15 protein-coding genes are annotated in these 24608 nt (G+C 69.0%); 4 read left to right on the top strand and 11 right to left on the bottom strand.

Features of this window, described 5'->3' with window-relative positions:
• Positions 1–40: 40 nt before the first annotated feature.
• On the top strand, positions 41–3388 hold the full coding sequence (locus ON27_RS00980; RefSeq protein ID WP_043717906.1) for an arabinosyltransferase domain-containing protein: 3348 nt from the start codon (positions 41–43) through the stop codon (positions 3386–3388).
• Between the two features lie 48 nt (positions 3389–3436).
• Here ON27_RS00980 and ON27_RS00975 read toward each other — a convergent pair whose 3' ends face one another.
• Positions 3437–4360 carry an NADP-dependent oxidoreductase gene (locus ON27_RS00975; RefSeq protein ID WP_043717902.1) on the bottom strand — a complete coding sequence of 308 codons (924 nt, stop codon included), beginning with the start codon at positions 4358–4360 and terminating at the stop codon, positions 3437–3439.
• A 98-nt stretch (positions 4361–4458) separates the two neighbouring features.
• On the opposite strand from ON27_RS00975, the gene ON27_RS00970 reads away from it, so the two are divergent.
• Positions 4459–4860 (top strand): winged helix-turn-helix transcriptional regulator, encoded by a 402-nt coding sequence (locus ON27_RS00970; protein ID WP_043717900.1) that lies wholly within the window; start codon positions 4459–4461, stop codon positions 4858–4860.
• An 85-nt stretch (positions 4861–4945) separates the two neighbouring features.
• Positions 4946–5104 (top strand): hypothetical protein, encoded by a 159-nt coding sequence (locus tag ON27_RS43805; RefSeq protein WP_169334478.1) that lies wholly within the window; start codon positions 4946–4948, stop codon positions 5102–5104.
• A gap of 159 nt (positions 5105–5263) precedes the next feature.
• Here the strand turns inward: ON27_RS43805 and ON27_RS00965 are convergent, their stop codons facing one another.
• From ON27_RS00965 to ON27_RS00955, 3 genes are all read right to left on the bottom strand, one after another.
• Positions 5264–5680 (bottom strand): type II toxin-antitoxin system VapC family toxin, encoded by a 417-nt coding sequence (locus ON27_RS00965; RefSeq protein WP_043717898.1) that lies wholly within the window; start codon positions 5678–5680, stop codon positions 5264–5266.
• On the bottom strand, positions 5677–5895 hold the full coding sequence (locus tag ON27_RS00960) for a type II toxin-antitoxin system CcdA family antitoxin (protein ID WP_051046099.1): 219 nt from the start codon (positions 5893–5895) through the stop codon (positions 5677–5679). The genes ON27_RS00965 and ON27_RS00960 overlap by 4 nt, the downstream gene beginning before the upstream one ends.
• A gap of 143 nt (positions 5896–6038) precedes the next feature.
• Positions 6039–9395 carry an arabinosyltransferase domain-containing protein gene (locus ON27_RS00955; RefSeq protein ID WP_083887308.1) on the bottom strand — a complete coding sequence of 1119 codons (3357 nt, stop codon included), beginning with the start codon at positions 9393–9395 and terminating at the stop codon, positions 6039–6041.
• Positions 9396–9623: 228 nt separating this feature from the next.
• Here ON27_RS00955 and ON27_RS00950 point away from each other — a divergent pair, with 228 nt between their 5' ends.
• Positions 9624–10121 (top strand): peptidylprolyl isomerase, encoded by a 498-nt coding sequence (locus ON27_RS00950; RefSeq protein ID WP_043717894.1) that lies wholly within the window; start codon positions 9624–9626, stop codon positions 10119–10121.
• Between the two features lie 69 nt (positions 10122–10190).
• Here ON27_RS00950 and ON27_RS00945 read toward each other — a convergent pair whose 3' ends face one another.
• The 7 genes from ON27_RS00945 to ON27_RS00915 all read right to left on the bottom strand — a co-directional run bounded on the left by ON27_RS00945 (position 10191) and on the right by ON27_RS00915 (position 24423).
• Positions 10191–11735, bottom strand: a complete 1545-nt coding sequence (locus ON27_RS00945) for an acyl-CoA carboxylase subunit beta (protein ID WP_043717890.1) — start codon at positions 11733–11735, stop codon at positions 10191–10193.
• Positions 11732–17014, bottom strand: coding sequence for a polyketide synthase Pks13 (pks13, locus tag ON27_RS00940; RefSeq protein ID WP_083887307.1), 5283 nt, complete (start codon positions 17012–17014; stop codon positions 11732–11734). The genes ON27_RS00945 and pks13 overlap by 4 nt, the downstream gene beginning before the upstream one ends.
• Positions 17015–17124: 110 nt before the next feature.
• The gene (gene fadD32, locus ON27_RS00935) at positions 17125–19038 is read right to left on the bottom strand and encodes a long-chain-fatty-acid--AMP ligase FadD32 (protein ID WP_043717886.1); all 1914 of its coding nucleotides are present in this window, start codon (positions 19036–19038) and stop codon (positions 17125–17127) included.
• A 189-nt stretch (positions 19039–19227) separates the two neighbouring features.
• Entirely contained in the window at positions 19228–20271 is a 1044-nt protein-coding gene (locus ON27_RS00930) for an LLM class F420-dependent oxidoreductase (RefSeq protein WP_083887306.1), read from the bottom strand.
• Positions 20272–20441: 170 nt separating this feature from the next.
• On the bottom strand, positions 20442–21434 hold the full coding sequence (locus ON27_RS00925; RefSeq protein WP_373282718.1) for a cutinase family protein: 993 nt from the start codon (positions 21432–21434) through the stop codon (positions 20442–20444).
• Complete coding sequence (locus tag ON27_RS00920; protein ID WP_245559732.1) at positions 21425–21916, bottom strand: DUF732 domain-containing protein; 492 nt, start codon at positions 21914–21916, stop codon at positions 21425–21427. The genes ON27_RS00925 and ON27_RS00920 overlap by 10 nt, the downstream gene beginning before the upstream one ends.
• A gap of 707 nt (positions 21917–22623) precedes the next feature.
• The gene (locus tag ON27_RS00915) at positions 22624–24423 is read right to left on the bottom strand and encodes an alpha/beta hydrolase-fold protein (RefSeq protein ID WP_051046098.1); all 1800 of its coding nucleotides are present in this window, start codon (positions 24421–24423) and stop codon (positions 22624–22626) included.
• Between the last annotated feature and the right edge of the window lie 185 nt (positions 24424–24608).

Genomic DNA, 24608 nt, shown 5'->3' with positions numbered 1-24608 from the left:
CAGTCGGCATCACACCGCACGGTAGCTAGCATCAACCACCGTGCGACCGGACCGATCTACTCGAGCGTTCACCCGAATCCGCTTGATCGCCCTCCTCTCCGGGCTTCTCGGATTCCTGCTGGCATTGCTGACCCCGCTGCTGCCGGTGCGGCAGGACCGGGCGAGCCTGGACTGGCCCCAACCCGGTGCGGCGAGCGTCGCCGCGCCGCTGGTGTCCTACGAACCGCTGCGATTGCGCGCGACGCTGCCCTGCTCGCTGCTGGGAGAACTCGGCGCGGCGGGCACGCTGCTGTCCACCGCTCCGGTGTCCTCCGGTCAGGCGGCGACCAAGGGGCTGGTGGTCGCGGTCGCCGACGGAGCCTTGTCGGTGGTGCTGCGGGACATCCCGCTGCTGTCGGCGCCTCTGACCGAGATCGGGTCCTGCGCGACGATCGGCATCGAGTCGGACACGGCCGCGACGACCGTTGAACTCACCGGAGTGACCAGGCAGGACGGCACGCCGTTCCGGTCCACGGTGGGCCGCGACATCCGGCCGCAGATGGTCGGCGTGTTCACCGATCTGGACGCGGGCCGGCTCGCCGGGGCGCAGGCGCACGCGGACATCGACTCGCGTTTCTCCTCGACGCCGACGTCGCTGAAGCTGGCCGCCATGCTCGCCGCCGCCGTGTTCACGCTGATCGCTCTGGTCGCACTGCATCTGCTGGACACCGCCGACGGGCGCAGAGCGCGGCGCTTCCTGCCCGCGCACTGGTGGCGGTTGACCCCGGCCGACGGCGTGGTGCTGGGCACCATCGCGCTGTGGCACGTCATCGGGGCGAACACCTCCGACGACGGCTACATCCTGAACATGGCGCGCGCCTCCGAGCACGCGGGCTACATGGCGAACTACTACCGCTGGTTCGCGGTGCCCGAGGCGCCGTTCGGCTGGTCGTATGAGGTGCTGGCCTGGATGGCCCGGGTCTCCGACGCCAGCCTGTGGATGCGGCTGCCCACCCTGCTGGCCGGCGTCCTGTGCTGGCTGGTGATCAGCAGGGAAGTGCTGCCGCGTCTGGGCGCCCGGGTGCGGCGCAACAAGGTGGCGCTGTGGACGGCAGGACTGGTGTTCCTCGCGTTCTGGCTGCCCTACGACAACGGTCTGCGCCCCGAGCCGCTGATCGCGGCGGGCGCGCTGCTCACCTGGTGCTCGATCGAACGCGCCATCGCGACCGGAAGGCTGCTGCCCGCCGCGGCGGCGGTCTTGATCGCGGCATTCTCGCTCGCGGCGGGCCCCACCGGCCTGATCTGCATCGCGGCGCTGATCGCCGGGTCGCGACCGGTGCTGCTGATCATCGTCAAACGTGCGCGCGGGCTCGTCCCGGCCCGCACCGGCCCCGACGCGGACGCGGCCGCCGCGGGTTCCGCCGAAGCCGCGGCCGCGGTGAACGCCCCCGCGCACGAGCGCAAGCCGTCCCGGGCCGCCGCGGCGTTCCGGTTCGCCGCGCTGCTGGCGCCGGGTCTCGCCGCGGGCACTCTGGTGCTCGTGGTGATCTTCGCCGACCAGACGCTGGCCACGGTGCTGGAAGCCACCCGGGTCCGCACGATCGTCGGCCCGAACGTCGCGTGGTTCGACGAGCGCACCCGCTGGGATTCGCTGCTCATGCTCTCGCCCGACGGTTCGCTGGCGCGGCGGTTCGGCGTGCTGGTGATGCTGCTGTGCCTGCTGGTCTGCGTCCTGCAAGTGCTGCGCAAGGGGCGGATTCCGGGCACCTCGCGCGGCCCCTCGGTGCGCATTCTCGGCATCGTGTTCGCATCGCTGTTCCTGATGATGTTCACGCCCACCAAGTGGACCCACCACTTCGGCGTGTACGCCGGGCTGGCCGGATCGCTGGCCGCGCTGGCGGCGGTCGCGGTGGGCACCACCGGCATTCGCTCGCCGCGCAACCGCGCGCTGTTCGCCGCCGCGGTGCTGTTCCTGCTCGCCGTGACCTTCACCGGCTCCAACGGCTGGTGGTACGTGTCCAGCTACGGTGTCCCGTGGTGGGACAAGGCGCCACTGTTCGCGGGCAAGGGGTTGTCCACGCTGTTCCTCGGACTCAGCGGCGTCGCGTTGCTGGTCGCCATCTGGCAGCACTACCGCGAGCCGTACCGGCGCGAGAGCGCCGGGGCGCCCCGGCGATTCGATCGCTGGGCCTCGGCGCCGCTGACCGTGGCCGCCGCGCTGCTGGTGATCTTCGAGGTGGCCTCGCTGGCCAAGGCCGCGGCCACGCAGTATCCCGCCTACTCGATCACCAAGTCCAACGTGGAATCGGTGCGCGGTGATTCGTGCGCGCTGGCGAACGAGGTGCTGGTGGAGACCGACACCGCCGATTCGCTGCTGCAGCCCTTCACCGGATCGCCCGCGGACGGACTGGCCGCGCAGAACAAGGGCTTCGACCCGAACGGAGTGGCGCGCGACCTCACCGCCGACGCCGAGGAGACCGTCACCGGCGGCGCCAACTCGGTGGACAAGGACTCCGAGAACAAGACCACCAAGACCACCGGCGCGGGCACCGGAGGCGGGACCACCGAGCAGGCGGGCACGAACGGCAGCACGGTGGCGCTGCCGTTCGGCTTGGACCCGGCGAACACCCCGGTGCTCGGCAGCTACCAGGAGGGCGAGCAGCAGCAGGCGAAGCTGACCACCCAGTGGTACCGGCTCGATCTGACCGACAGCATGCGCCACGACCCCGCCTACCAGGTACTCGCGATCACCGCGGCGGGCCGGATCCGCTCGATCGACGCCGACGGGGTGCTCACCTACGGCCAGGAACTGCACCTGGAGTACGGCGTCCGGGGTGCGGACGGCGAGGTCAGCACGCTCGGCTCGATCGATCCGCTGGACATCGGCCCGGCGCCGTCCTGGCGCAACCTGCGGGTGCCGCTGGATCGCCTGCCCGCGGAAGTGAACGCGGTGCGGCTGGTCGCGATCGACAACGACATCACGCCCAAGCAGTGGCTGGCCGTGACGCCGCCCAGGCTGCCCAAGCTGACGACGCTGAATGCCGCGGTCGGAGCGCAGGATCCGGTGCTGCTGGACTGGCACGTCGGCCTGGCGTTCCCCTGCCAGCGTCCGTTCGACCACAAGGACGGCGTCGCGGAGATCCCGCAGTGGCGCATCCTGCCCGACCGGGTCGGCTCCGACGCCTCCAACGCCTGGCAGGACGACATCGGCGGCGGCCCGCTCGGCTGGACCGGCCTGCTGCTGAAATCCCAGACCGTCCCCAGCTACCTGCACCACGACTGGGCCCGTGACTGGGGTTCCCTCGAGAAGTTCACCCCTTACGCCCCCAACGCCGCCCCCGCCGCCGTCGACGTCACCGTCCGAACCACCGGCGGCCTGGCCACCGACGACCCGATCCGAATCCGCTGACCCGGGCGCGGCGCACGGCATTCTCGCAGCGATGTGCCGCGCGCGGGCCTAAGGGACGAGGACAAGGCGGCCACGCAGGCCGCCTGCGGCCAGGCGCTCGTGGGCGGCTTCGACGGAGGCGAAGGGAAGGGTTTCGGCGACGCGGAGGGTGAGGCGACCCGCGTCGACGTGCGCGACGAGTTGGTCGAGCTGAGCGCGGTCGGCGCGGACCAGGACCGTGCGTACGTCGATGCCGCGCAGCGGGATCGGTGTGTTCGGGACGCTGATGGACACGAAACGCCCGCCGCCGCGTACCGCGGCGAGCGTCGCGGGACCGAGTGCGGCCGCGTCCAGCGCGGCGTCCACGCCGCCGGGGATCAGGGCGCGTACCGCATCCGGGAGCGACGCTCGGCGCGGAACGAAATCCGTTGCGCCGAGCGCGCGCACCGCGTCCTCGTCGCCGGGTGAGGCGGCGGCGATCACCCGTAGTCCGCGCGCCGCCGCGAGTTCGACGGCGAAGCCGCCGACGCCGCCCGCCGCGCCGGTGACCAGCAGCGAGTCGGTGGACGCGAGTTCCAGCGCGTCGAGCGCCTGAAGCGCGGTGAGGCCGTTGAGCGGAATGGTGGCCGCCGGCACCGGCGCGACGGACACCGGTGCGGGTGCGACGTTTCCGGCGTCGAGCACCACGTAGTCCGCCTGGGCGCCGAGCGATACGTCGAGCCGGTCGCTGATGCCGATCACGGCCTGTCCGACCGTGAATCCGGTGACGCCCGCGCCGACCGCGTCCACCGTGCCCGCGACGTCCCAGCCGACACCCCACTGGTCGCGCGGCGCGGCGAACGGCGTACCGCCGACGCCCGCGCGCACCATCAGATCCACCGGGTTCACCGTCGCCGCCGCGACCGCGACGCGGATCGCGTACGGCCCCGGCTGCGGTACCGGCACTTCCGCGATCTCCACTACACCCGGTCGGCGGACCACTACTGCGCGCATGACGTTCCTTCCTATCGGCTGTCGCCCAACCTAGGAGTCGGTACTATCTGTTGGGTAGTAGTTACCTGCAAGTGCGTAAGAGGCAGTGAGGTACTCCGATGGCGACGCAAACCGCGGCACAGCGCCGCGACCTGGCCAAACAGCAGTACGACGCGTACCTCGCCGAGTGCCCGACGCGGCAGTTGCTGGATCGGATCAGCGACAAATGGGTGAGTCTCGTCCTGGCCGCGCTCGCCGAAGGGCCGCTGCGCTACGCCGAGCTGAATCGGGTCATCGCGGGTGTGAGCCCCAAGATGCTCACTCAGACGCTGCGCGGACTGGAGCGCGACGGCTTGGTGGAGCGGCGGATCACCGCCGAAGTCCCCGTCCGCGTCGACTACGAACTCACCCCGCTCGGGCACAGCTTGCAACCGGTCATGAGCGCCGTGAAAGCGTGGGCGGAGGCGCGCATGGACGATGTGATCGCCGCGCGGGCGCGCTACGACGACGCCGGGCAGTAAACCGGTTGTCCGGTCTGAAAATGTGCTCCCACCAGTGGCTAAACATCGCAGGACGAATTCGGTTGCCGGCCTTAATCTGATTGCCATGACAACGGCATTCGATGATATGGATCTGCGCGATCTTGTCGGACTGCTCAGCGAAGAGGAACAGCGGGAGCTGCGGCCTGCGGTGCTGCGCGTACTCGGCCGCCTCCCTTCGCAAGAGGTGCTCCGGCGCGAGCTCGGTCTTCGCCTGAAGGTCTGAGCGCCCCGGCAGCACACCGGCGAAATACGGCAGGGCCGCCGCGCAGGACTGGTCTGCGCGGCGGCCCTGCGTTCGGGTACCTATCCCGTAGCCAACTCGGCGAAAGCGACGTCGACCGGTATCGGCACGTCCACGGTCAGCGTCGGGTATCAGCCACGACTATTCGCGCACCTCAGCCGCAGCGCGGATGTCCTCGGCCCGCGACGATGCGCGAGCCAAGCGCCCGTCGGTGGTGACCAGCGGCATATCCAGCTGTTCGGCGAGTTCGACATAGAGAGCGTCGGTCAGCCTGATCGCGGCTCGCCGAGCCCAAGCACCCTTGGTCAGGTTCAGCAGCGGGTGGCGGGTAAGCGGCGCTCGGGCGAGGCGGCTGAGCGCGGTCTCGACGTCGCTATCGGTCAGCTGTCCCGCCCGATTCAGGCGCCCCAGAGCGGAGAGCACCTCGGCGTCGAAGTGGGCAGGGACATGCATGACAGTCGTCGTGATCCTGGTACTCACCGCGGCCGTGCGGTCGTTGTGCACGAGGATGTCGACCATGGCGCTCGCATCGAGAACGATCTGCTCGGTATCGTTCAACGGCCGAACGCTTCTCGCGCGGTATCGATAGCGGCCATGACCGCCTCGTGCGGCACGTGGGCTCGATCGTCGCCGAGTTCGGCAAGCCACGCTGAGGTCGCGGTCTTTTCGAGTTCCGCGAGAATCGCGGCCTGAGTCAGCGCGGAGACATTGAGCCCTCGCTCACGTGCTCGCTCAGCCAGTTCATCGGGGACATACACATTGAGCCGAGTCATATGCCAAATATACACACTTAGGTGTGTATATGACGCCGGAGTGCTCGTGACGACCGGAGCTACGCCGCAACGACACCCCTGTCAGAATCGCCGCGCAAGATGGGTATCCCGCGCGGCGGTTCGATTTCAGCTGGTCTCCTCGATCAGAACACCCGCAGGTTGCCCGGTGACCAGAAGCCGGAACGAGTGGCCGTGCCGGTGTCCAGCTTCGCCGGTACCGCGTTGCGGTCGTACTGGTCGTAGCGTTCCAGCGAGCCCCAGTCGCGCGCCCAGTCGTCCTTCAGGTAGGTGGGCACCGTGACCGACTTCGCCAGCATCTGCGCGAAACCGAGCGGACCGCCGAATTCCTCCGCCTGCCAGGTGTTGGTCGAACTGATCGCGAGCGGACGGTCCGGCAGGATGCGGTAGCCGGGCACCTCCGCCACGCCGTTCTCGTGGTCGAACGGCCGCTGGCACGGGAACTGCAGACCAACCGCCCAGTCCAGCAGAATCGGCTGCTGGGAGCCCAGCAGACCGTTGAGCGTCTGCAACTTCGGCATGCGCGGCGGCGTGAAGGCCAGCCACTGGTCCCCGATCAGGATCGGGTCGTTGGCGACGATGCGCACCGCGTCGGCGTCGGGAGCGATCTCGTCCAGCGGCACCCGCAGATTGCGCCAGGACGGGAACGGGCCGATGTCGCGCGGCAGATATGTGCCGAGCTTCTGCACGCTGCCGTCGGGCAGGCGCTTGCCGTAGTCCACGGTGAGCGACTGGCCGTACTTCATCGCGCCGGTGTCGTCGAAGGAAAGGATGCGTCCGGCGGCCGAGATAACCACCAGCGGCTTGTCCGCCGAACGGGCGGGCAGCTGGTACCAGCTCGAGGTGACGTTGGCCGGCTGCTGCACGCCGTTCTGATAGCTGCCGAGGATCGGCGTGGTCGCCGGGTCGAGGCCGAACGGCAAGGCGACGGTGGAGCCGTTGACGCCGAGTGCGCCCTGTCCGCCGCCGGTGCCCGCGCTCTGGCCTTCCGCGAACGCCGCGCCGACCGACTGGGTGGAGGTGTTGCCGGTGCCCGGCTTGACCTCGACGCTGTCGGCGGACAGATCGTCGGGCACGCCGTTCGGGTCGAAGCCGACCGCGTCGACGCCGGCGAGCGGATCGGCCGGCGGCTGCGCCGGATCGATGATCGGCTCCAGCCTGCCGCCGTTCGGGTCCGGCTCCACCAGCACGTCGTTGGCCAGGCCGCAGGTGCTGCCGCCGAGCGCGTCGATGTTGGACCGGGCCAGCGAGTACGCCGGGTACTGCGACACCGCCCCCTTGACCAGCGAGAGCACTTCGAGCGCGACCATCAGCGCGGCGACCACGGTCAGCGGGATCGCCGCGAACCGGCGGATCCGCCTGCCGCGCGCCGTCTTCGCCGACGGCTGCGGCTTGGTGTAGTCCTCGCGCAGCGCGTACCAACCCACCAGCGCCAAGGCGAGGCCGAACAGCAGCAGCATGATCGTGTTCGACTGGTAGCCCTGCAACGAGATCCGCTTGTCGAACCACGGCACACCGAAGCTGGACACATACCAGTAGCCGTTGATGCCGGAGAACGCGACCGCGAGCACGAACAGCAAACCGGCCAGGAAGATCGCCCGGTTCTTGCGGGCCCGTAGCGCGCTGGCCGAGACCGCGACCGCGGTGACCGCCGCCAGCGAGCCCGCGATGCCCGCGTACGCGCCGAAGTGGTGGGTCCACTTGGTCGGGTTGAACATCATGAAGAAGATCGTCCCGAAGACCACGCCCATCAGCCGCCAGGTCGGCCCGCTGGCGATGCCGGGGACCTGCCTGCGCCGCAGCAGCACCAGCATGGTGGTGAACAGGCACAGCAGCATCACCAGGAAGGCGAAACGGCGCGACAGCGAGCCGTCGACGGTCTCCACGAACAGGTAGTAGTAGCGCAGGTAGTCCTCGTACCAGGCCAGGTTCGGCCCGGTCACCTGACGCACCCGGTTGGCCTCCTGGATGCCCGCGAAGGTCTGGTCGCTGTAGACCACGGTCAGCACGAGAACGCCGGCCGCGGCGATCGGCGCGAGCAGCGGCAGCGTCGAGCCCCAGCGTCCGGCGCCCAGCGCCGCGAACTGCCGGTGCTTGCGCACCACGATGCGCACCATCGGACGGATACCGGCCAGCAGCGCCGCCACACACATCAGTCCGGTCGGCGCGGCCGCCAGCGTGAAGGCCGCCACCAGGACGGCCACCGCGGCGGGCAACAGGCGACCGGTCGCGATGGCCCGCTCGATCGAGACCCAGGTCAGCAGCGCGCCGAGCGCGACGATCGGCTCCGAGCGCAGGCCGTTGTCGAACGGCAGCCAGAACGCCAGGAACACCAGTCCACCGGTCCACAGCGCTACTTTGCTGGTGCGCACGCCCCGGCCGAGGCGGGGCACGACCTCACGGCTGATCACCAGCCAGCACAGGATCGCGCAGGCCAGCGCGGGCAACCGCACCCAGGGACTGGCCGTGGAGATCTCCGAGAAGACCTGGATCACGTAGTAGTACCAGCCGAACGGCGCTTCCGGCACGCCGTACCAGCGGAAGTAGTTGGCCATGTAGCCCGCGTGCGGGGCGACCCGCACCATGCTGAGGATGTAGCCGTCGTCGGAGGTGTTCGCGCCCGCGAAGTGCCACAGCAGCAGCGTGCCGACCACCGCGCCGTCCGCCCAGGTCGGCTTCAGCCAGTTCGCCGGGAGGAACCGGCGGTGCCCGCGCCCGTCACTGCCGTCGAGCCGGGCCAGCGCCGCCAGCGCGATCAGGGTGCACAGCGCCGCCGCGATCATCGCGATCAACTTGATCGCGGTGGGGCTGGAGGAGAAGCGGGTGTCCACGGTCATGTCGAACGACAGCCCTGCGGGCGCCGCGCCCTTGAGATCGGAGAACACGCCGACCACCTGGGGCCGCAGATCGCCGCTCAGCTGCCCTTCCACCGGCACGGTGACCAGCTTGGTCGCCCCGGGCGCCGCGCCCTCGACCGGCCGCTGGACCTGCTTGGTGAGGCCGTTGAACACGCCGTAGGTGCGTTCGCTGTCCGAGCTGATGCTCAGCGACGCGCACTCGCCCATGCGGCTCCGGTCGGCGGAAACCACCACCGCGTTGCGGTCGATCACGTCCACCGAGGTCTCCGACACCCGCACGAACATCGCCTCGAGCGCGGCCCGGTCGCCCTGCGGCGGCGCGGTGGCCAGCAGCATGCCGCCCCGTTCGGGTAGCTGGGCGATCGTTTCGCACGGGATCGTCGCCGCCAGCTCGATGGGGACCTGCGACATCAGCGGCGCCTGCACGTTGCCGAGCGTCCCGCCCTGCGGCCAGTTCAGCACCGCGGTGGTCTGTGTGACCGGCAGGAACGGCGTCGCCAGCGCGAACAGCGCGCCGAGCACCCCGGCGACCAGTGCGATGATGCGGGCGGTCCGGAAATAATTCGGGGTCACCACCGGGGCAGCGGGTGGTTTCGTTAGAACAGCGGTAGCGGCGTCGGGCACGGTTGGCAATGCTATCTGGCTCCCTCGCGTCTCCGGGTCTTTAGGCCGTGCTAGTCGGGCATCGCGGGATTCCCGTACAGGTCCTGCGTCATGCTGCCACCGCTGTTCTGGGCGTTCCCGGCGAGTTACCCATGTGCACACGAAATCGGTCGTCCGTATCCGACCCCCGGGCGCCGGAAAAGTACCCGTATGACGTATCGGCTCGGGGAGGGATGGAAAGGTGGGTGTATGACCAAGGTGAATCTCTCGACCAACTACGGGCCGATCGTCCTCGAACTGGATGATCAGAAAGCCCCGAACACTGTGCGCAATTTCGTGGATTACGTGAACGCGGGCCACTACAACGGCACCATCTTCCACCGCGTCATTCCCGGCTTCATGATCCAGGGCGGCGGGTTCGAGCCCGGCATGCGCCAGAAGGGCACCAACGCCCCGATCCAGAACGAGGCGAACAACGGCCTGAAGAACACCAAGTACACCGTCGCGATGGCCCGCACCAACGACCCGCACTCGGCCACCGCGCAGTTCTTCATCAACGTCTCCGACAACGACTTCCTCAACCATTCCGCGCCCAGCGCGGCCGGGTGGGGCTACGCCGTGTTCGGCGCGGTGACCGAAGGCACCGACGTGGTCGACAAGATCGCGGGCGTCGCCACGTCCTCGGCGAGCGGGCACCAGGACGTGCCGGTCTCCGACGTCGTCATCGAATCGGCCACTGTCAGCTGATCGTTCGGCACCGGCGACGCGAATCGGGCCGCGCCCCATGGGGTGCGGCCCGATCGTGGTCCATTCCGGCTACAGCGGCAACAGGTGGTGTTTGCGCGGGTTACGGGCAAGCGACTTGTCCCGCAACAGCTGTAGCGCGCGGCGAAGTTCGAGCCGGGTGCTCGACGGCTCGATGACCGCGTCGATGTATCCGCGCTCGGCGGCCACCCACGGCGTCGCCACCGTGGCGTTGTAGAAATCGATCATCTGCTGGCGGATCGCCGCACGCTGCTCCTCCGGCGCGGCATCGATCTGCTTGGCGCCGATCAGGCTGACCGCGCTCTCCGCGCCCATGACCGCGATCCGCGCGGTGGGCCAGGCCAGGTTCACGTCGGCGCCCAGCTGCTTGGAGCCCATCACGGCGTAACCGCCGCCGTAGGACTTGCGGATCACCACGGTGACCTTCGGCACCGTGGCCTCGACGTAGGAGAACAGGAAGCGGCCGCCACGCTTGATGACGCCGATCTTCTCCTGTTCCACGCCGGGCAGGAATCCGGGCGTGTCCACGACGAACACCAGCGGGATCTCGAACGCGTCGCACAGGCGCACGAAATGCGCGGCCTTGTCCGAGGCCCTGGCATCCAGCGCGCCCGCGTACACCATCGGCTGATTGGCGACCACGCCGACGCTGCGCCCGTCGACCCGGGCGAATCCGGTGATGACGTTGCGCCCCGCCGACGCGCCCACCTCGTGGAAGGCGCCGTCGTCGAAGATGCGCAACAGGATCTCGTGCATGTCGTACCCGGCGTTGTCGGAGTCCGGGACGATCGAGTTCAGCTCCAGATCGCTCTCGGTGGCCTCCGGCTCCAAGCCGGGGTTCACGATCGGCGCCAGTTCCTGGCAGCTGGTCGGCAGGTAGCTCAGGTAGTCACGCACCCATTCGAACGCGGCCGTCTCGTCCTTGGCGACGTGGTGGATGTTGCCGTACTCCGCCTGGCTGCGCGCGCCGCCGAGCTCCTCGAGGCTCACGTCCTCGCCGGTGACCTCGCGAATCACCTTCGGGCCGGTGACGAACATGTACGCCTCTTCGGTCGCCACCACCACGTCGGTGTTGATCGGGGCATAGACCGCACCGCCTGCGCACTTGCCGAGGATCATCGAGATCTGCGGAACCAGGCCCGACAGCGGCTCCTGCCGCCGCCCCAGCTCGGCGTACCAGGCCAGGGAGGTCACCGCCTCCTGCACGCGCGCGCCGCCGGAGTCGTTGATGCCCACCACCGGGCACCCGACCTTGGCCGCGTACTCCAGGATCCCCGCCACCTTGCGGCCGAACATCTCGCCGACCGAACCGCCGTAGACGGTCTGGTCGTGCGAGAACACGGCCACGGGCCTGCCTTCGACCAGGCCGTGCCCGGTGACGACACCGTCGCCGTAGAGCGCGGCGGGATCACCCGGTTTGCGCACCAGCGCACCGATTTCCACGAAGGTGCCCGGATCGAGCAGCATGTTGATCCGGTCGCGGGCGCTGGGGATGCCTTTCTTCGCCCGCTTGGTCACCCCCGCTTCACCCGCCGGCTCCTGCGCTAACTCCAGTCGCTTGCGCAGGTCGGCGAGTTTTTCGGCAGTAGTGCTCACTTGGCCCCTTTCGCCTCGATCGCGGCGAGCTTCGCGGTCAGGTCGGCTCCGATCTTCCCGATCCGCGGTTCGTCGATGATCTGCAGGTGGTCGCCGGCGATATGGACGACCTCCAAATTCGGGATGTACTCGTTCCAGCCGCCGTTCGGCAGTCGGTCGGCAAAGCGCGGCTCCAACTCGATCATCCCGTCGTGATAGCGATCGGCGAGGTACAGCACCACATTGCCGTCATAGTGCGACGGTTGGGTCTTGGCGAGCTGACGGCTCTCGATCCACGAGGTGCGCTGGTGTTCGAGGACGCCGCCGGGGATCTTCGTGCCACTGATCTTGATCAGGTCACTGATCATCTTGAACTGCTCATCGTCGGATGCCGCGGCCAGCGTCTCCAGCTGTTCCCGGTCCAGTTCGCCGGCGACGCCATAGGTCTTCTGGGCGAACGTCTGGTAGCGCTCGATCCGCCGTATCCGCTCCTCGGGGCTGTTGTCCTCGCCCTGGGTCGGGATGGCCAGGTCGATCAGGCCGACCACGCGCACGTCCGCGCCCTCGGCGCGAAGCAGTTGCGCGGTCTGCATGGCCAGCACCGCACCCAGCGACCAGCCGTACAGCACGAACGGACCGTCGCCCTGGATCTTGCGCAGCTCGGGCAGGTACTGGCGCGCCCGTTCCTCGATCGAACCGTCGACCCGCTCGAAGCCGTACATCGGCGTCTCGGCGGGCAACCGCTTGAGCAGCGGTTCGTACACCAGCGTGTTCCCGCCCGAGGGATGGAACACGAACACCGGCACGGCGTTCGAGCCCTCCGCGCGCGGCCGCAGCGGACGGACGAAACCGTCCACGTCCGCGCCGCTGTCCTGCAGGTTACGGACGATGTCGGCGAGCTGCTCGATGGTCTCGCAGTCGAGTACGTCGTCGATGGTGACCTCGGCCTTGACCCGCTCGGTCAGGCGCGCGGCCAGCTTCTCCGCGGTGTCCTCGTCCAGGATGGGCAGCGTGTTGAAGATGCCCTTGGCGGACTGTCCGGTGACCACCGCCCAGGTGGCGAAGGTCAGGCGCTCGGCCGCGTCGCGCGGCGGGACGTCGTCCTCGTCGGCGGGCTTTTGCGCGCCGCCGAAGACCGCGGCCGGAGCGGCCGGGGCCTGGGCAACCGGTTGCGCGGGACTCTCGGCCGCCTCCTCCGGGCTCGGGGTGGTCGCTGCCGGAGCCGGATCGGCCTCGGGCGCTGCGGTTTCCGATGTCGTGACGGCGCCGGTGTCCGGCGAAGTACTCCCTGCGACGACCGGGTCGGCGCCCGCGGCCAGGGCCGCCCGGGCATTGGCGATGAAGTCGGCGTCGACGGCCAGCTCACCCGTACCGCCCGCGGCCTTGTCGGCGGCCTGCTGATCGGCCATCGCCTGCACCTCGTCGCGGTGCTCGATCGCGTAGCGCAGCACCTTGCCGACCTCGTGCAGGCTCGCGTCGCGCACGGCCTGCACCTGCAGCTGCGGGATGTCGAATTCGTACTCGACCCGGTTCTTGATGCGCATGGCCATCAGTGAGTCCAAGCCGAGTTCCATCAGCGGGATCTCCATCGGGAGATCCTCGACCGCGTAACCCATGGATTCCGCGACGATCAGCGCCAGCCGCTCCTCGACGGTCTGCGTGCCGTTCGGATCCCAGCGGTCACCGAAGGTCTCCACGACCTCGATGTCGGCGTCGCTTTGCGTCTGCGCGGCGATCGCCGGGACGGGCTCGGCCGCAACGGGCGCCGGCAGCGGCGCGCCGGAAACCACCACGGCGTCGAACACCAGGCGGAAGTCGTTGCCCTCCTTGGCGTGGACCTGCACCGAAGCGCCGCCCGGATGCGGGGTGAGCGTGGTGGTGAGCGTGCCCGCGGCCGGGATCGGCGCGTGCGGGATGGACGCGCCGAGCGAGACGTCGCTGAGCACTCGAGCCGCGGCGGCATTCACCAAATCGGCGAGATCGGTCACCGACGACGCCTGCACCTCCCAGACGTGCCTGCCGTCCGGCAGCGCGACGTGCGCGCCGGGGATCCGGCCGTTGCCGCCGCCCGCGGACAGCTGCACCTTCGGCCAGTACTCCTTGCGCAGGAACGTGGTGCGCGGAACATCGGCGTAATCGCCCGGGCCGAGCAGCGAGAACAGATCGACCTTGTGCCCGTGCACGTAGAGCTGGGCGAGCGCGGCGATCACGCCCGCGGACTCGTCCTCCTTGCGCTTGAGCGTGGGGATGAGCTGCGCGTCGTGCACGCCCGCGGCGAAGGTGGTGCCCAGCACCTGCATCAACGCGACGGAATTCGGCGCGAGCTCCAGGAACGTGGTGTGGCCCGCGTCCACCGCGAGCTTCACCGCGTTGGTGAAGTACACGCTGTGGCGCATGTTCTTGACCCAGTAGTCCTCGTCGTGGATCGGGTCGCTGCCGGAACGGAAGAACTCTTCCTTGTGCACCGTGGAGTACAGACCGGTCTTCAGCTTGGTGGGCTCGATGCCGGCCAGTTCCGCAGCCAGCTCGCCGAGCAGCGGGTCCATCTGCGACGTGTGGCCCGCGCCGCGGGTCTGCAGCACGCGGGCGAACTTGCCCTCCGCCTCCACCCGCGCGACGATCGCCGCGACCTGCTCCTGCGGGCCGCCGATCACCGTGTTGGTCGGCGCCGCGTACACCGCGACCTCGACGTCCGGATAGTCCGGCAGCAGGTTCGCCACGTCCTCGGCGCTGTACTCGATGAGCGCCATGTTGCGCACGTCGTCGTCGCTGATCATCTGCTCGCCCTCGCCCATCAGGCGGGAACGGGCGCAGATCACGCGGACCGCGTCCTCGAGCGGGAGACCACCGGCGATGTACGCGCCCGCGACCTCACCCATGGAATGACCCACCACCGCTTCGGGTTCCGCGCCGTGCGCGCGCAGCAGCGCGGCCAAACCGATCTGGATGGTGAAGATGCCGACCTGCGAGGTACCGACGTTGTAGTCCTGGCTGTCGTCCAGGAACAGTTCGCGCACCGAGTATCCGGCCTCGTCCTGGACCAGCTCGTCCACCTCGTCGACGGCGCAGGCGAAGATCGAGTTCTCCAGGTAGAGCTGCTTGCCCATCTTGCGGTGCTGCGCGCCGAAACCGGCGAGCACCCACATCGGGCCCATGGCGGCGGGCGCGTCGGCGGTGAAGACGCCCGGACCGGGCTTGCCCGCCGCGATGGCACGCAGCCCGGCGATCGCCTCCTCGTGCGTCTTGGCCAGCACCACACCGCGCGAACGCCAATGGCTGCGCTTGGCAAGCGACCGCGCCACATCGGCGAGCGGAGTGCGCGACCCCGCCTCGGACTCCAGCCAATCGGCCAGCTCGGCGGCGGCCCGGCGGCGACGCGAGGGCAGGTAACCCGATACCGGCAGGATCTGCGGCAACGGCTCGGTGCGCTCGGCGGTCCATTCGGCGGCCGCGGCTTCGGCCGCCTCGGCCACGGCGACCAGGGAGTCGGATTCGGCAGCGGCCTCGGTGGTTTCCTCCACCGCCTCCTCGTCCAGCTGCGACTCGAGTTCGGAGAACGGAGCCTGGTTCGCGCCGGCGGGGCTCGGCACGTACTCCTGCACGACGAGGTGCGCGTTGGTGCCGCCGAAGCCGAAGCCGGAGACGCCCACGGTGGCCTTGCCGCTGTAGCGCGGGAACTCGGTGGGCTCGTCGACGACCTTCAGGTGCGCCTGGTCCCACGGAATGTACGGGTTCGGGCCGGCGTAGCCGATGTTCGGCGGAATGACGTTGTGCTGCAACGACATCACCACCTTCGCCAGGCTCGCGGCACCGGCGCCGGACTCCAGGTGACCGAAATTGGTCTTGGCCGAGCCGAGCAACGCAGGCTTGTCGGCCTCGCGGCCACGGCCGACGACGCGGCCCAGCGCGTCCGCCTCGATCGGGTCGCCGAGCAGGGTGCCGGTGCCGTGCGCCTCGACATAGTCGACGACGGACGGAGCGATGCCCGCGTCGCGGTAGGCGCGCCGCAGCACCTCGGCCTGAGCGTCGGGATTCGGGGCGAGCAGGCCGTTGGACCGACCGTCGTTGTTGACCGCCGATCCCTTGATCACGGCGTAGACCGTGTCACCGTCGCGCTCGGCGTCGGCGAGGCGCTTGAGCACCACCAGACCGCCGCCCTCGGAGCGGACCATGCCGTCGGCGTCGCTGGAGAACGCCTTGATGTGCCCGTCCTTGGCGACGCCGCCGTTGGCGTCGAAACCGAGCGTGGCCATCGGCGCGAGCAGCATGTTCACGCCACCGGCCAGCGCCAGATCGGCCTCGCCGCCACGCAGCGCCTGCACCGCCTCGTGCACGGCCACCAGCGCCGACGAGCAGGCGGTGTCGACGGCCATCGACGGGCCGCGGAAGTCGAAGAAGTACGAGACCCGGTTCGGGATGATGGAACTGACGCTGCCCATGATCGCGTACGCCTCGGCCGACACCGGCACGTTCGGATCGCGCTCGCTGCCCAGCCCGAGCGCCGCCAGCAGCATGAAGTCGTTACCCGACGAGCCGATGAACACGCCGACCGGCGCGCCCTTGAGATCGCTGGCCGGAATCCGGGCGTGCTCCAACGCCTCCCAGGTCAGCTCCATCGCCAAGCGCTGCTGCGGATCGACCCGCTCGACCTCCACCGGCGACATGGCGAAGAATTCGGCGTCGAAGCCTTTGACGACGTCCTGATCGAGGTAGCCGCCCATGGTGTTGGCCTGCTCGATCGCCTCGGCCAGCTGCGGCTCGGCCATGAACTCCGACCAGCGTCCCTCGGGGCGCTCGCGGATGCCGTCACCGCGATTGATGAGGAAATCCCAGGTCGTCTCGGGGGTATCGCCCGCGCCGGGCAGTCGCGTCGACAGACCCACGATCGCGATGTCGTGCGCCTCCCCGGGTCGGTAACCCGCGGTGTAGAACGCGTCGTCCGCGGATTCCTCCGGCGCATCCGGCTCGCCGTTGACGATCCGCTCGGCCAGCGAGGCGATGGTGGGATGCTGGTACACGATCGTCGCGTTCAGCATCACGCCGGTCAGTTCCTCGATGTCCCCGCCGAGGGCGATGGCGTCACGCGAGGCGAGCCCGAACTCCTCCATCGGCCGGTCCACGGTGATCTGCTCGATCGGTTGCCCGGTCGCATCGGCGACCCAGCGCCGCAGCCATTCACGCAGCTCCGTCACCGATATGTCGGTCTGCGCGCCGCCCTTCGCGGACTCGGCCGCGTCGGCGACGGTCGCCACGGGCGGGGTGTCGGTCGTCTGGGTGGGCGTGCCCTCGTTGTCAGCCATCAATTCCTCAAGCTACCTGTCTGCGTACCGGGCGTACCGTGAAATGACGCCCGGCGCGTGGGAAGGTCGGCGCCGAGCGTCGATGGTCGGTCCGAGGCCGCCCCTGGCAATTACTCTTCCGGTGCATCGGGGAAAGCCTGCTGGGTGTAACCACCCCGCAGCGTTCCCTCCAGATAGGCCGCCCGGCAGGCACGTCGGGCGATCTTGCCGCTGGAGGTGCGCGGGATGGAACCCGCGGGCACCAGCAGCACGTCGCGAACGGTCACGCCGTGGCGCTGCGAGACCGCGGCGCGCACCGCGTCGGCGATGGGCAGCGGATCGGCCTTGCCCGCACCCGGGCCCCGCTCGCCGACGATGACCAGCTGCTCGGAGGCGTCGTCGGCGTCGAACTGCAGGCCGGAATGGCTGCCCTGCTCGAAGACCTCGGCCGGGAGCTGGTTGGCGGGCACCGAGAACGCCGCGACGAAGCCGGGCCGCAGCGCGGTGCTGGCCTCCTGCGCGGAGAACTCCAGGTCCTGTGGGTAGTGGTTGCGGCCGTCCACGATCACCAGGTCCTTGACCCGGCCCGTGATGTAGAGCTCGCCCTCGAAGTACACGCCGTAGTCGCCGGTGCGCATCCAGTTCGCGTCCGGCTCGGTGCCCTCGGCGTGGCTGCCCTGCGACAGCCGCTCGGTGACCTTGTTCTGGAACGTCGCCGCCGTCTCGTCGGGACGACCCCAGTAGCCGATGCCCATGTTGTTGCCGTGCAGCCAGATCTCGCCGACGTGCCCGTCGGGCAGTTCGCGGCCGCCACCGGACTCCACGGATTCCGGATCCACGATCGTCGCCCACTGCGAGAGCGCGACGTAACCGCAGGACACCTGCGCGATCGCGTCCTCGTGACCGGGATCGACCTTCACCATGCGGCCCGCGTTGAGTTCCTTGCGGTCGACATAGGTGACCTTGGCCTCGTCCTCGGCCTTGGTGGCGGAGACGAACAGCGTCGCCTCGGCCATGCCGTAGCACGGCTTGATGGCGGTCTTGGGCAGGCCGTAGGGCGCGAACGCCTCGTTGAACTTCTTCATCGACGAGGTGGTCACCGGCTCGCTGCCGTTGATCAGGCCGATGACGTTCGACAGGTCCAGCGACTCGCCGTTCTTCGGCAGACCACGCGCCGCGGCGTGCTCGAACGCGAAGTTCGGCGCGGCGGCGAAGGTCCCGGCGCCGTCGGAGACCGCGGCCAGTTCCTTGATCCAGCGGTAGGGACGGCGCACGAACGCGCTCGGCGACATGATGGTGATGTACTTGCCGCCCACCGCGGGCAGGATCACCGTCAGCAGGCCCATGTCGTGGAACAGCGGCAGCCAGGTGACGCCGCGCGAGTTCCAGTCCAGGTTGATCGCGTCGACCATCTGCAGCAGGTTGGTGCCCACCGCGCGGTGGGTGATCTCGACACCGGCGGGCACCCGGGTGGAGCCCGAGGTGTACTGCAGATAGGCGATGTCGTCGATCGCGATGTCCGGACGCACCCAGCTCTCGCCGACGCTGTCCGGGATCGCGTCCACCGCGATGATGCGCGGACGCTGGGCGGCGGGCAGCGAGCGGAAGAACTGCCGGACCCCGGCCGCGGAGGAGCTCGCGGTCAGGATGGCCGAGGGCTCACAGTCGCCGAGCACCGCGTGCAGGCGATCGGTGTGGCCTGGCTCGTCCGGGTCGAACAGCGGGACCGAGATGGTGCCCGCGTAGATCGCGGCGAAGAAGGAGATCACGTAGTCCAAGCCCTGCGGAGCGAGGATCGCGACCCGGTCGCCCGGGTTGGTCACCTGCTGCAGTCGAGCGGCCACCGCGCGCAGCCGTATTCCGAACTCACGCCACGTCAGCTCCTGCGCCTCGCCGTCGCGCTCGCGCGAGTAGTCGATGTAGCGATACGCCAGGGTGTTCGCGTCGTTCCGGGTGTGCTTCTCGACGTGATCAACCAGGGTGTGATCCTCGGGAATGCGGATGTTCCCGGTTTCGTCCAGGTAGTCGTCGAAAGTCTCTTCCATTCCTTCTTCTCCTCCGAGGCACACGCAGCAAGACGGCGAGATCGCCGCTGTTACCTGTGAGGCCCCGACTCGCTTTCGCCCGCGGGTGCTCCAAGTGCAGAGCCGGCCTGCAGATTTTGTGCGGTCTGCGCGGTGACCGCTATCGGCTAGATGTCCTCAAACCAGAGTCATGTTACAGAGAAGACCGGCTCACTCGTCCCGCAGCAGGGGAATAACGGGGGCGAACGCGTCCATCTGGGTGGGGAATACACCGACGTAGGACATCGAGGTGAGTTGCCGCACACGTCGGATCTGCTCGGCGATCTCCTCGAAAGTGCCGATCGCCACGTACGGCGAGTTCAGGATGTCCTCGACGGACAGCTGAACGTCGACCTCCAGGTTCGGGTGCAGTCCCCGGTCCAACGCCGACAGTGCCATCTCCGCGGTCTTCTCGCGATCGTCGGTGATCACGACGGCGGTGATGGCCCAGTTCAGCTCGATGTCGGCGAACCGGTCACCGGCGGCCTCCTTGATCAGATTCACCTTCTCCACGGCCTTCTCGATGGTGATGCCGGAGAGCAGGCCCTTGCCGTTCTTGGTGGTCACCGGAACGACGGAGACGATGTCGGCGTGCTTGGCCGCCAGGCGCAGCATCTTCGGACCGCCGCCGCCGGTGCAGATCGGCGGGCGCGGGCCCTGCCGCGGCCGTGGCGTGCCCTTGACGCCGCGGACCTGGTAGTGCTTGCCCTCGAAGGTGCACTCCTGGCCGCGCAGCAGCACGTCGATGATGGTCAGCGCCTCGTCCAGCTTCTCCAGCCGGACACCGGGCGACTCGTAGGGGATGCCCGCGTTCTCGAACTCCTCCTTGATCCAGCCCGCGCCCAGACCGACCTCGAGCCTGCCTTTGGACAGCACGTCGATGGTCGCCAGGTCCTTGGCCAGCACCACCGGGTGGCGGAAGCCGTTCGCCAGCACTGAGGTGCCGAGCCGGATCTTCTCGGTGGCCTGGGTCAGCGCGCCGAGCGCGGCGATCGGACCGATCTGCTCGCCGAGGTGGTCGGGCACCACGAAGGTGTCGAAGCCGTACTCCTCGGCCTGCTGAGCGGTCTGCACGAACTTGCGCGCACCGCCCTCCTGCTTGTTTCCCTCGCCGGCCGCCGCGAAGCGGAACGGGCGCAACGGAGTGCCCAGCGCGGTCAACGCAGCATCCGCGTCACGGCTCGCCGTGGTGGCCGGTGCGGCGGCTTCTGTCATGAACTCATGCTCCTGGCTGTAAGGAAAATACGGGCGCGACGCCCGCCCGAGGTCTGCGCTGCGGCGGTGCCCGGCGTCGCGATCACCAGCGCACTTTACAGCGTGCTACCCAACTCGAGTTGCGCTTGTCACGCCAAGGGGGTGCGGGGCATCTCACGGCCTGTGAATTTTCACGAATGGGCGGGATGCGGCGCTGCCTCGATGAGGCCGGCCGCCCAGTTGACCGTCCACTGCGTCGCGGTGGTGCCGTCGCCGTCGACGACGAAACCGTTGTACAGGGCGTGCACCGGGTTACCCGCCGCGCGGACCAGGGTGTTCACGCTGCCCAGGATGTTCCACGGGCTCAGTGCCTCCCGCGGCGCGTCACAGATCAGATCGCCGGGCGCGCACATGGTGTAGGTGCGGTCGGCCAGCGCGCCGAAGCCCCCTTGACGCGGACCGGTCATCGTGATGCCCGGCACGTTCAACCCCTTCAACGCGACTTCGGCACCCACCCCGGCCGGCGGCGTCCCGATCTGGATCGCCTGACCCGGCCCGGTCTCGCCGGTCCGGCGTCCGTCGGCGATCAGCGTCACGCCGAGCACGAGATCGGCGGGCACCGGACCGTCGCCCGCGCCGATCTGGGCGGCGACGTCACCGGCGATCACCGCGCCCTGGGAGAACCCGGCGAGCACATAGGTGGTCAGCGGGCACTCCCGATGCCGTGCGGCCATGACGTCGATCATCCGCGCCGTGCCCTCGGACCGGCTGTTGTTGTAGGACTGCTGGCCGTCCGGCGGGAGCGCGATCGGATTGGAGAACTGCGCGACATAGGGAACCGTGTACACCTCCACCCGCTCGCTCGGGAACCGCTGCGCGATCGGACCCGAGACATTGAGCATCAGCGACACCGGGTTGGCGGTCGGATTGTGCGGATCGTCGAAGCTGTTCGACTCCCACGTGCCCGGCACCGACATCATCTGCACATCCGGACAGCTGGCCGGCTGCGAGGTCGGCCGCTCCGGCGGCTTCGGGCCGGGGCCGGGCGGGCGCAAACGCCCCGCGAGCAGATACCACAGCAGCAGGACGACCAGGACGATCAGCAGGACGACGCCGATCACGACCAGACATCCCGCCGGCCTGGACCGGCGGGAAGTCGAACGGGCACGCGAACTCACTGGCAGTACGTGGCGCGAGCGGTCGTGATGTAGATCTGCCCGGCCTTCTCCACCGGCATCTTGGCCGGGTCGAAGGACGGATCGGAACCTGCCATGGCGTTGACGAAGGTCATCAGATCCTGGTCGGACGCGCCCGCCGCGGTGCCCTGGCAGACGTACGCGCCGATGCTCAGCGCGATATCCGGGGTGGACGGGGTGACACCCTGCTTGGCCAGCTCGTCGAGGAACCGCTTGTCCTTGTCGGTGAGCTTGGAGGTGTCCGCGGGCGGGACCGCTTCGGTCGGCACCGGCTGCGGACGCTCGGGCGCCACCGTCGTGGGGGGCTGCTCCGGCGCGGGAGCGGGCTGCCCGGTATCGGCGGGCGCCGAAGCAGCCGGCGACGTCGTCACCGCCGTCGTGGTACGGGCGGGCGTCGGCGTGCTCGTCGCGGTCGAATCATTGTCGCCGCACGCGGCGAGCAGGCCGGTCACGGCGATCGCCGCAACCACGCCGAATACCTTTCCACGGGTCCGATGCATGAATTCTTGTCCTCGATCTGTCACTGAGCGGGGTCGGGTCGCCCACCAGGCTAGCTGTGTTGGATTTGCCGCGCCTTCGCGCGGCGTGTTCGCGGCTGTGTTGGTTTGGCCGCGACTTCGTCGCGGCGTGTTCGCGGCCCCCTTGTGGCTCGCATTCGAGTGGCCGCCGCTTGCTCCTTCGTCGCCTGCGCGGCGGCCACTCGAATGCGAGCCGGGCCGCGAACGGGCAATGCTAGGTCTCGCTTCGCTCGAAACCGGGGGTGGGGCCGACGCGGTCGTGGGAGCGTGAACTCACCATCCACATGTGCGGGTCGTGGTCAGGACAGTCGCGCCGCTGACGCATTCTCGGTCCGCCTTCGCTGGTATTCGATCGTGGGCTCGGCCGGTGGCGTGAGCGGTCACAGGCCGTGGATTTTTGGTTTGCCGTCGCGCACGGCTCGCTCTGTCGCCGCTCGCATTCGATACCGGACTCGGCCAGTCACGGGAACGCTGCACAAGCCGTCGACCTCCAGCTCGCCACCGCCCACAACTCGGCTCGCCACCACCCGCACTCGATACCGGGCTCAACCAGTCGCATGAACGGTCCACAAGCCGTCGACCTCCAGCTCGCCACCGCCCACAACTCGGCTCGCCACCACCCGCATTCAATGCCAGGCCCGGCCAGTGGCGTGAGCGGTTCACAGGCCGTGGACTTCCGGTTTGCCGTCGCGGACGGTGATGAAACCGCCTTGGAAGTTCTGCTGTATGCCGTCCGAGAGCGGGAACTCGTCGCCAGTGGGGTAGCCGAGCTTGCCGTTCTCGTAGCCGGAATCGCGCCAGGCGTCCAGGATCGGACCGTTGCGGACCGCCCACGCGCCCGACACCGGGCTCCAGTAGATGTTGCCGCCCTCGAAACGGCTGAAACGGCCCATGTCCTTCAGCGCCTGTTCCCCGGCGATCGGGAAGCCGAGCGGGCTGTTCTCGAAGCCGAGCTGGGCGTATTTGCCGAGGATGAGACCCTGGACGTGGTGCACACCGGTGGACGGGCTGTAGTAGAACGGCCCGTTCTCGAACGCCTGCACCGCACCGTCACGGCTAGGTGTCTTGACTTCCGGTGCGGCCGGGTAGCCCGCTGGGCCGCGCTCGAATCCCTGCTTGCCCCACTCGTCCAGGATCGCGCCGCGCACGATCTGCGCACCGGTCTGCGGCGTCCAGTACAGCGAGCCGTGCTGGAAGGTCTGCAATTTGCCGCGGCCGTCCTCCAGCGCGCGCTCCGCGCCGGTCGGCAGACCCAGTGGTCCGGTAGGCCCACCGGCCGCCTGGTAACCGGCGCCGAGCAGGCTGCCGACCGAGTACGCGCCGCTGCCCGGTGTGAAGAACACCCGGCCGCCCTCGAAGTCCTGCGCGGTGCCTCCCGCGACCGCGTACTCCCCGGTGAGGCATTCACCGAGCCACTCGGTCGCGGCGGCCACCGGGCCGATCGCGCCGCCTGGCTGGCAAGCGGGCTTGCCCTCGTCGGTGCCCAGCGCGGACGCGGCTTGTTTCCAGGACTGCCGCATCTCGAAATCCCAATACGGCCAGGAGTGCGTGCCGGACGGGCGATAGTTCACCTGCGCCGGAATGGCCAGCTTGGACAGTTTGGTCACGAAGTTCTGCGAGGTGAGCCGGGAGAGGATCTCCAGGCCCATCCCCGCGATATTGGTGCTCACCCCGGGAATGCCGAGGGCCTGGTCGTAGGGACCGATCGCGCCGCTGCCGCTGGAGACATAGAGACTGACGCCCCGCAGTTTGTCGGCCAGCGCGTACGGATCGTGCGCCTCCCAGGCCGGGCTGGTCTGCGGGCCCCACATGGCGGCGGAATCGAAACCGCCCGCGTCGCGCATCGCGAACTCGATGGCCTGCGGCATGCCCAGCGTCGTCGTGGTCAAGAAGCCGGAGTACGACGCGGCGTGCCGGGCGAAGCCGGGATTGCGGGCAGCGAGGAACATCGCGGCCGTGCCGCCCATCGACAGCCCTTCCACGCCCCGCACGTTCGTCGCCCGCCAATGGCTCTCCAAAAGCGGCGGCAACTCCTTGGTCAGGAAGGTCTCCCACTTGTAGGTGCGGCCGTTGTCCGGTTCCAGCCAGTCGGCGTAGAAGCTGGACTGCCCGCCGACCGGCAGGACGACGGTGACGTTCTTGTCGGCGAAGAAATCGACCGCCCCCGCTTCCTTCGTCCAGCCGTTCTCGTCGTCGGTCGCGCGCAGGCCGTCGAGCAGGAACAGGACGGGAAACCTGGCCTCCGGGCGCGCGTTCCAATCCCTGGCCAGCAGCAATTGCACCTGGATCGGCACGCCCATCGCCGGCGAGGTCACCCACAGCGCCACCCGGCGCTCGCTGAGCCACTGCACCCTCTCCAGCACCGGCGTGGTCACGACCGCTGTCGGCTGCGCGGCAGCGGGGGCCTCGACGGACGTACTCGCGGCTAGGGGGACCACCAATGCGGTGGCGAGCAGCATGAGCCGCCCGCGTGCCGACCGAGCACCGAGACGCCCGCGTATGCCACAGCTACCGCGCGTAATCCCTGCCACATGAGCTTTGTACTCCCGTTATAGCGACGTTGACGGGAGACACGCGCTGCACAGCAAACTCTGTTCGCTATGTCCCGATCCGAACTGCCCCCGAACGCAATTCGGGCCGCACC

The sequence above is a fragment of the Nocardia asiatica NBRC 100129 genome (assembly GCF_000308415.1).
GTDB lineage: Bacteria > Actinomycetota > Actinomycetes > Mycobacteriales > Mycobacteriaceae > Nocardia > Nocardia asiatica.
The sequence above is the reverse complement of the archived record's forward strand: the minus strand, read 5'-3'. Positions and strand labels throughout refer to the sequence as shown.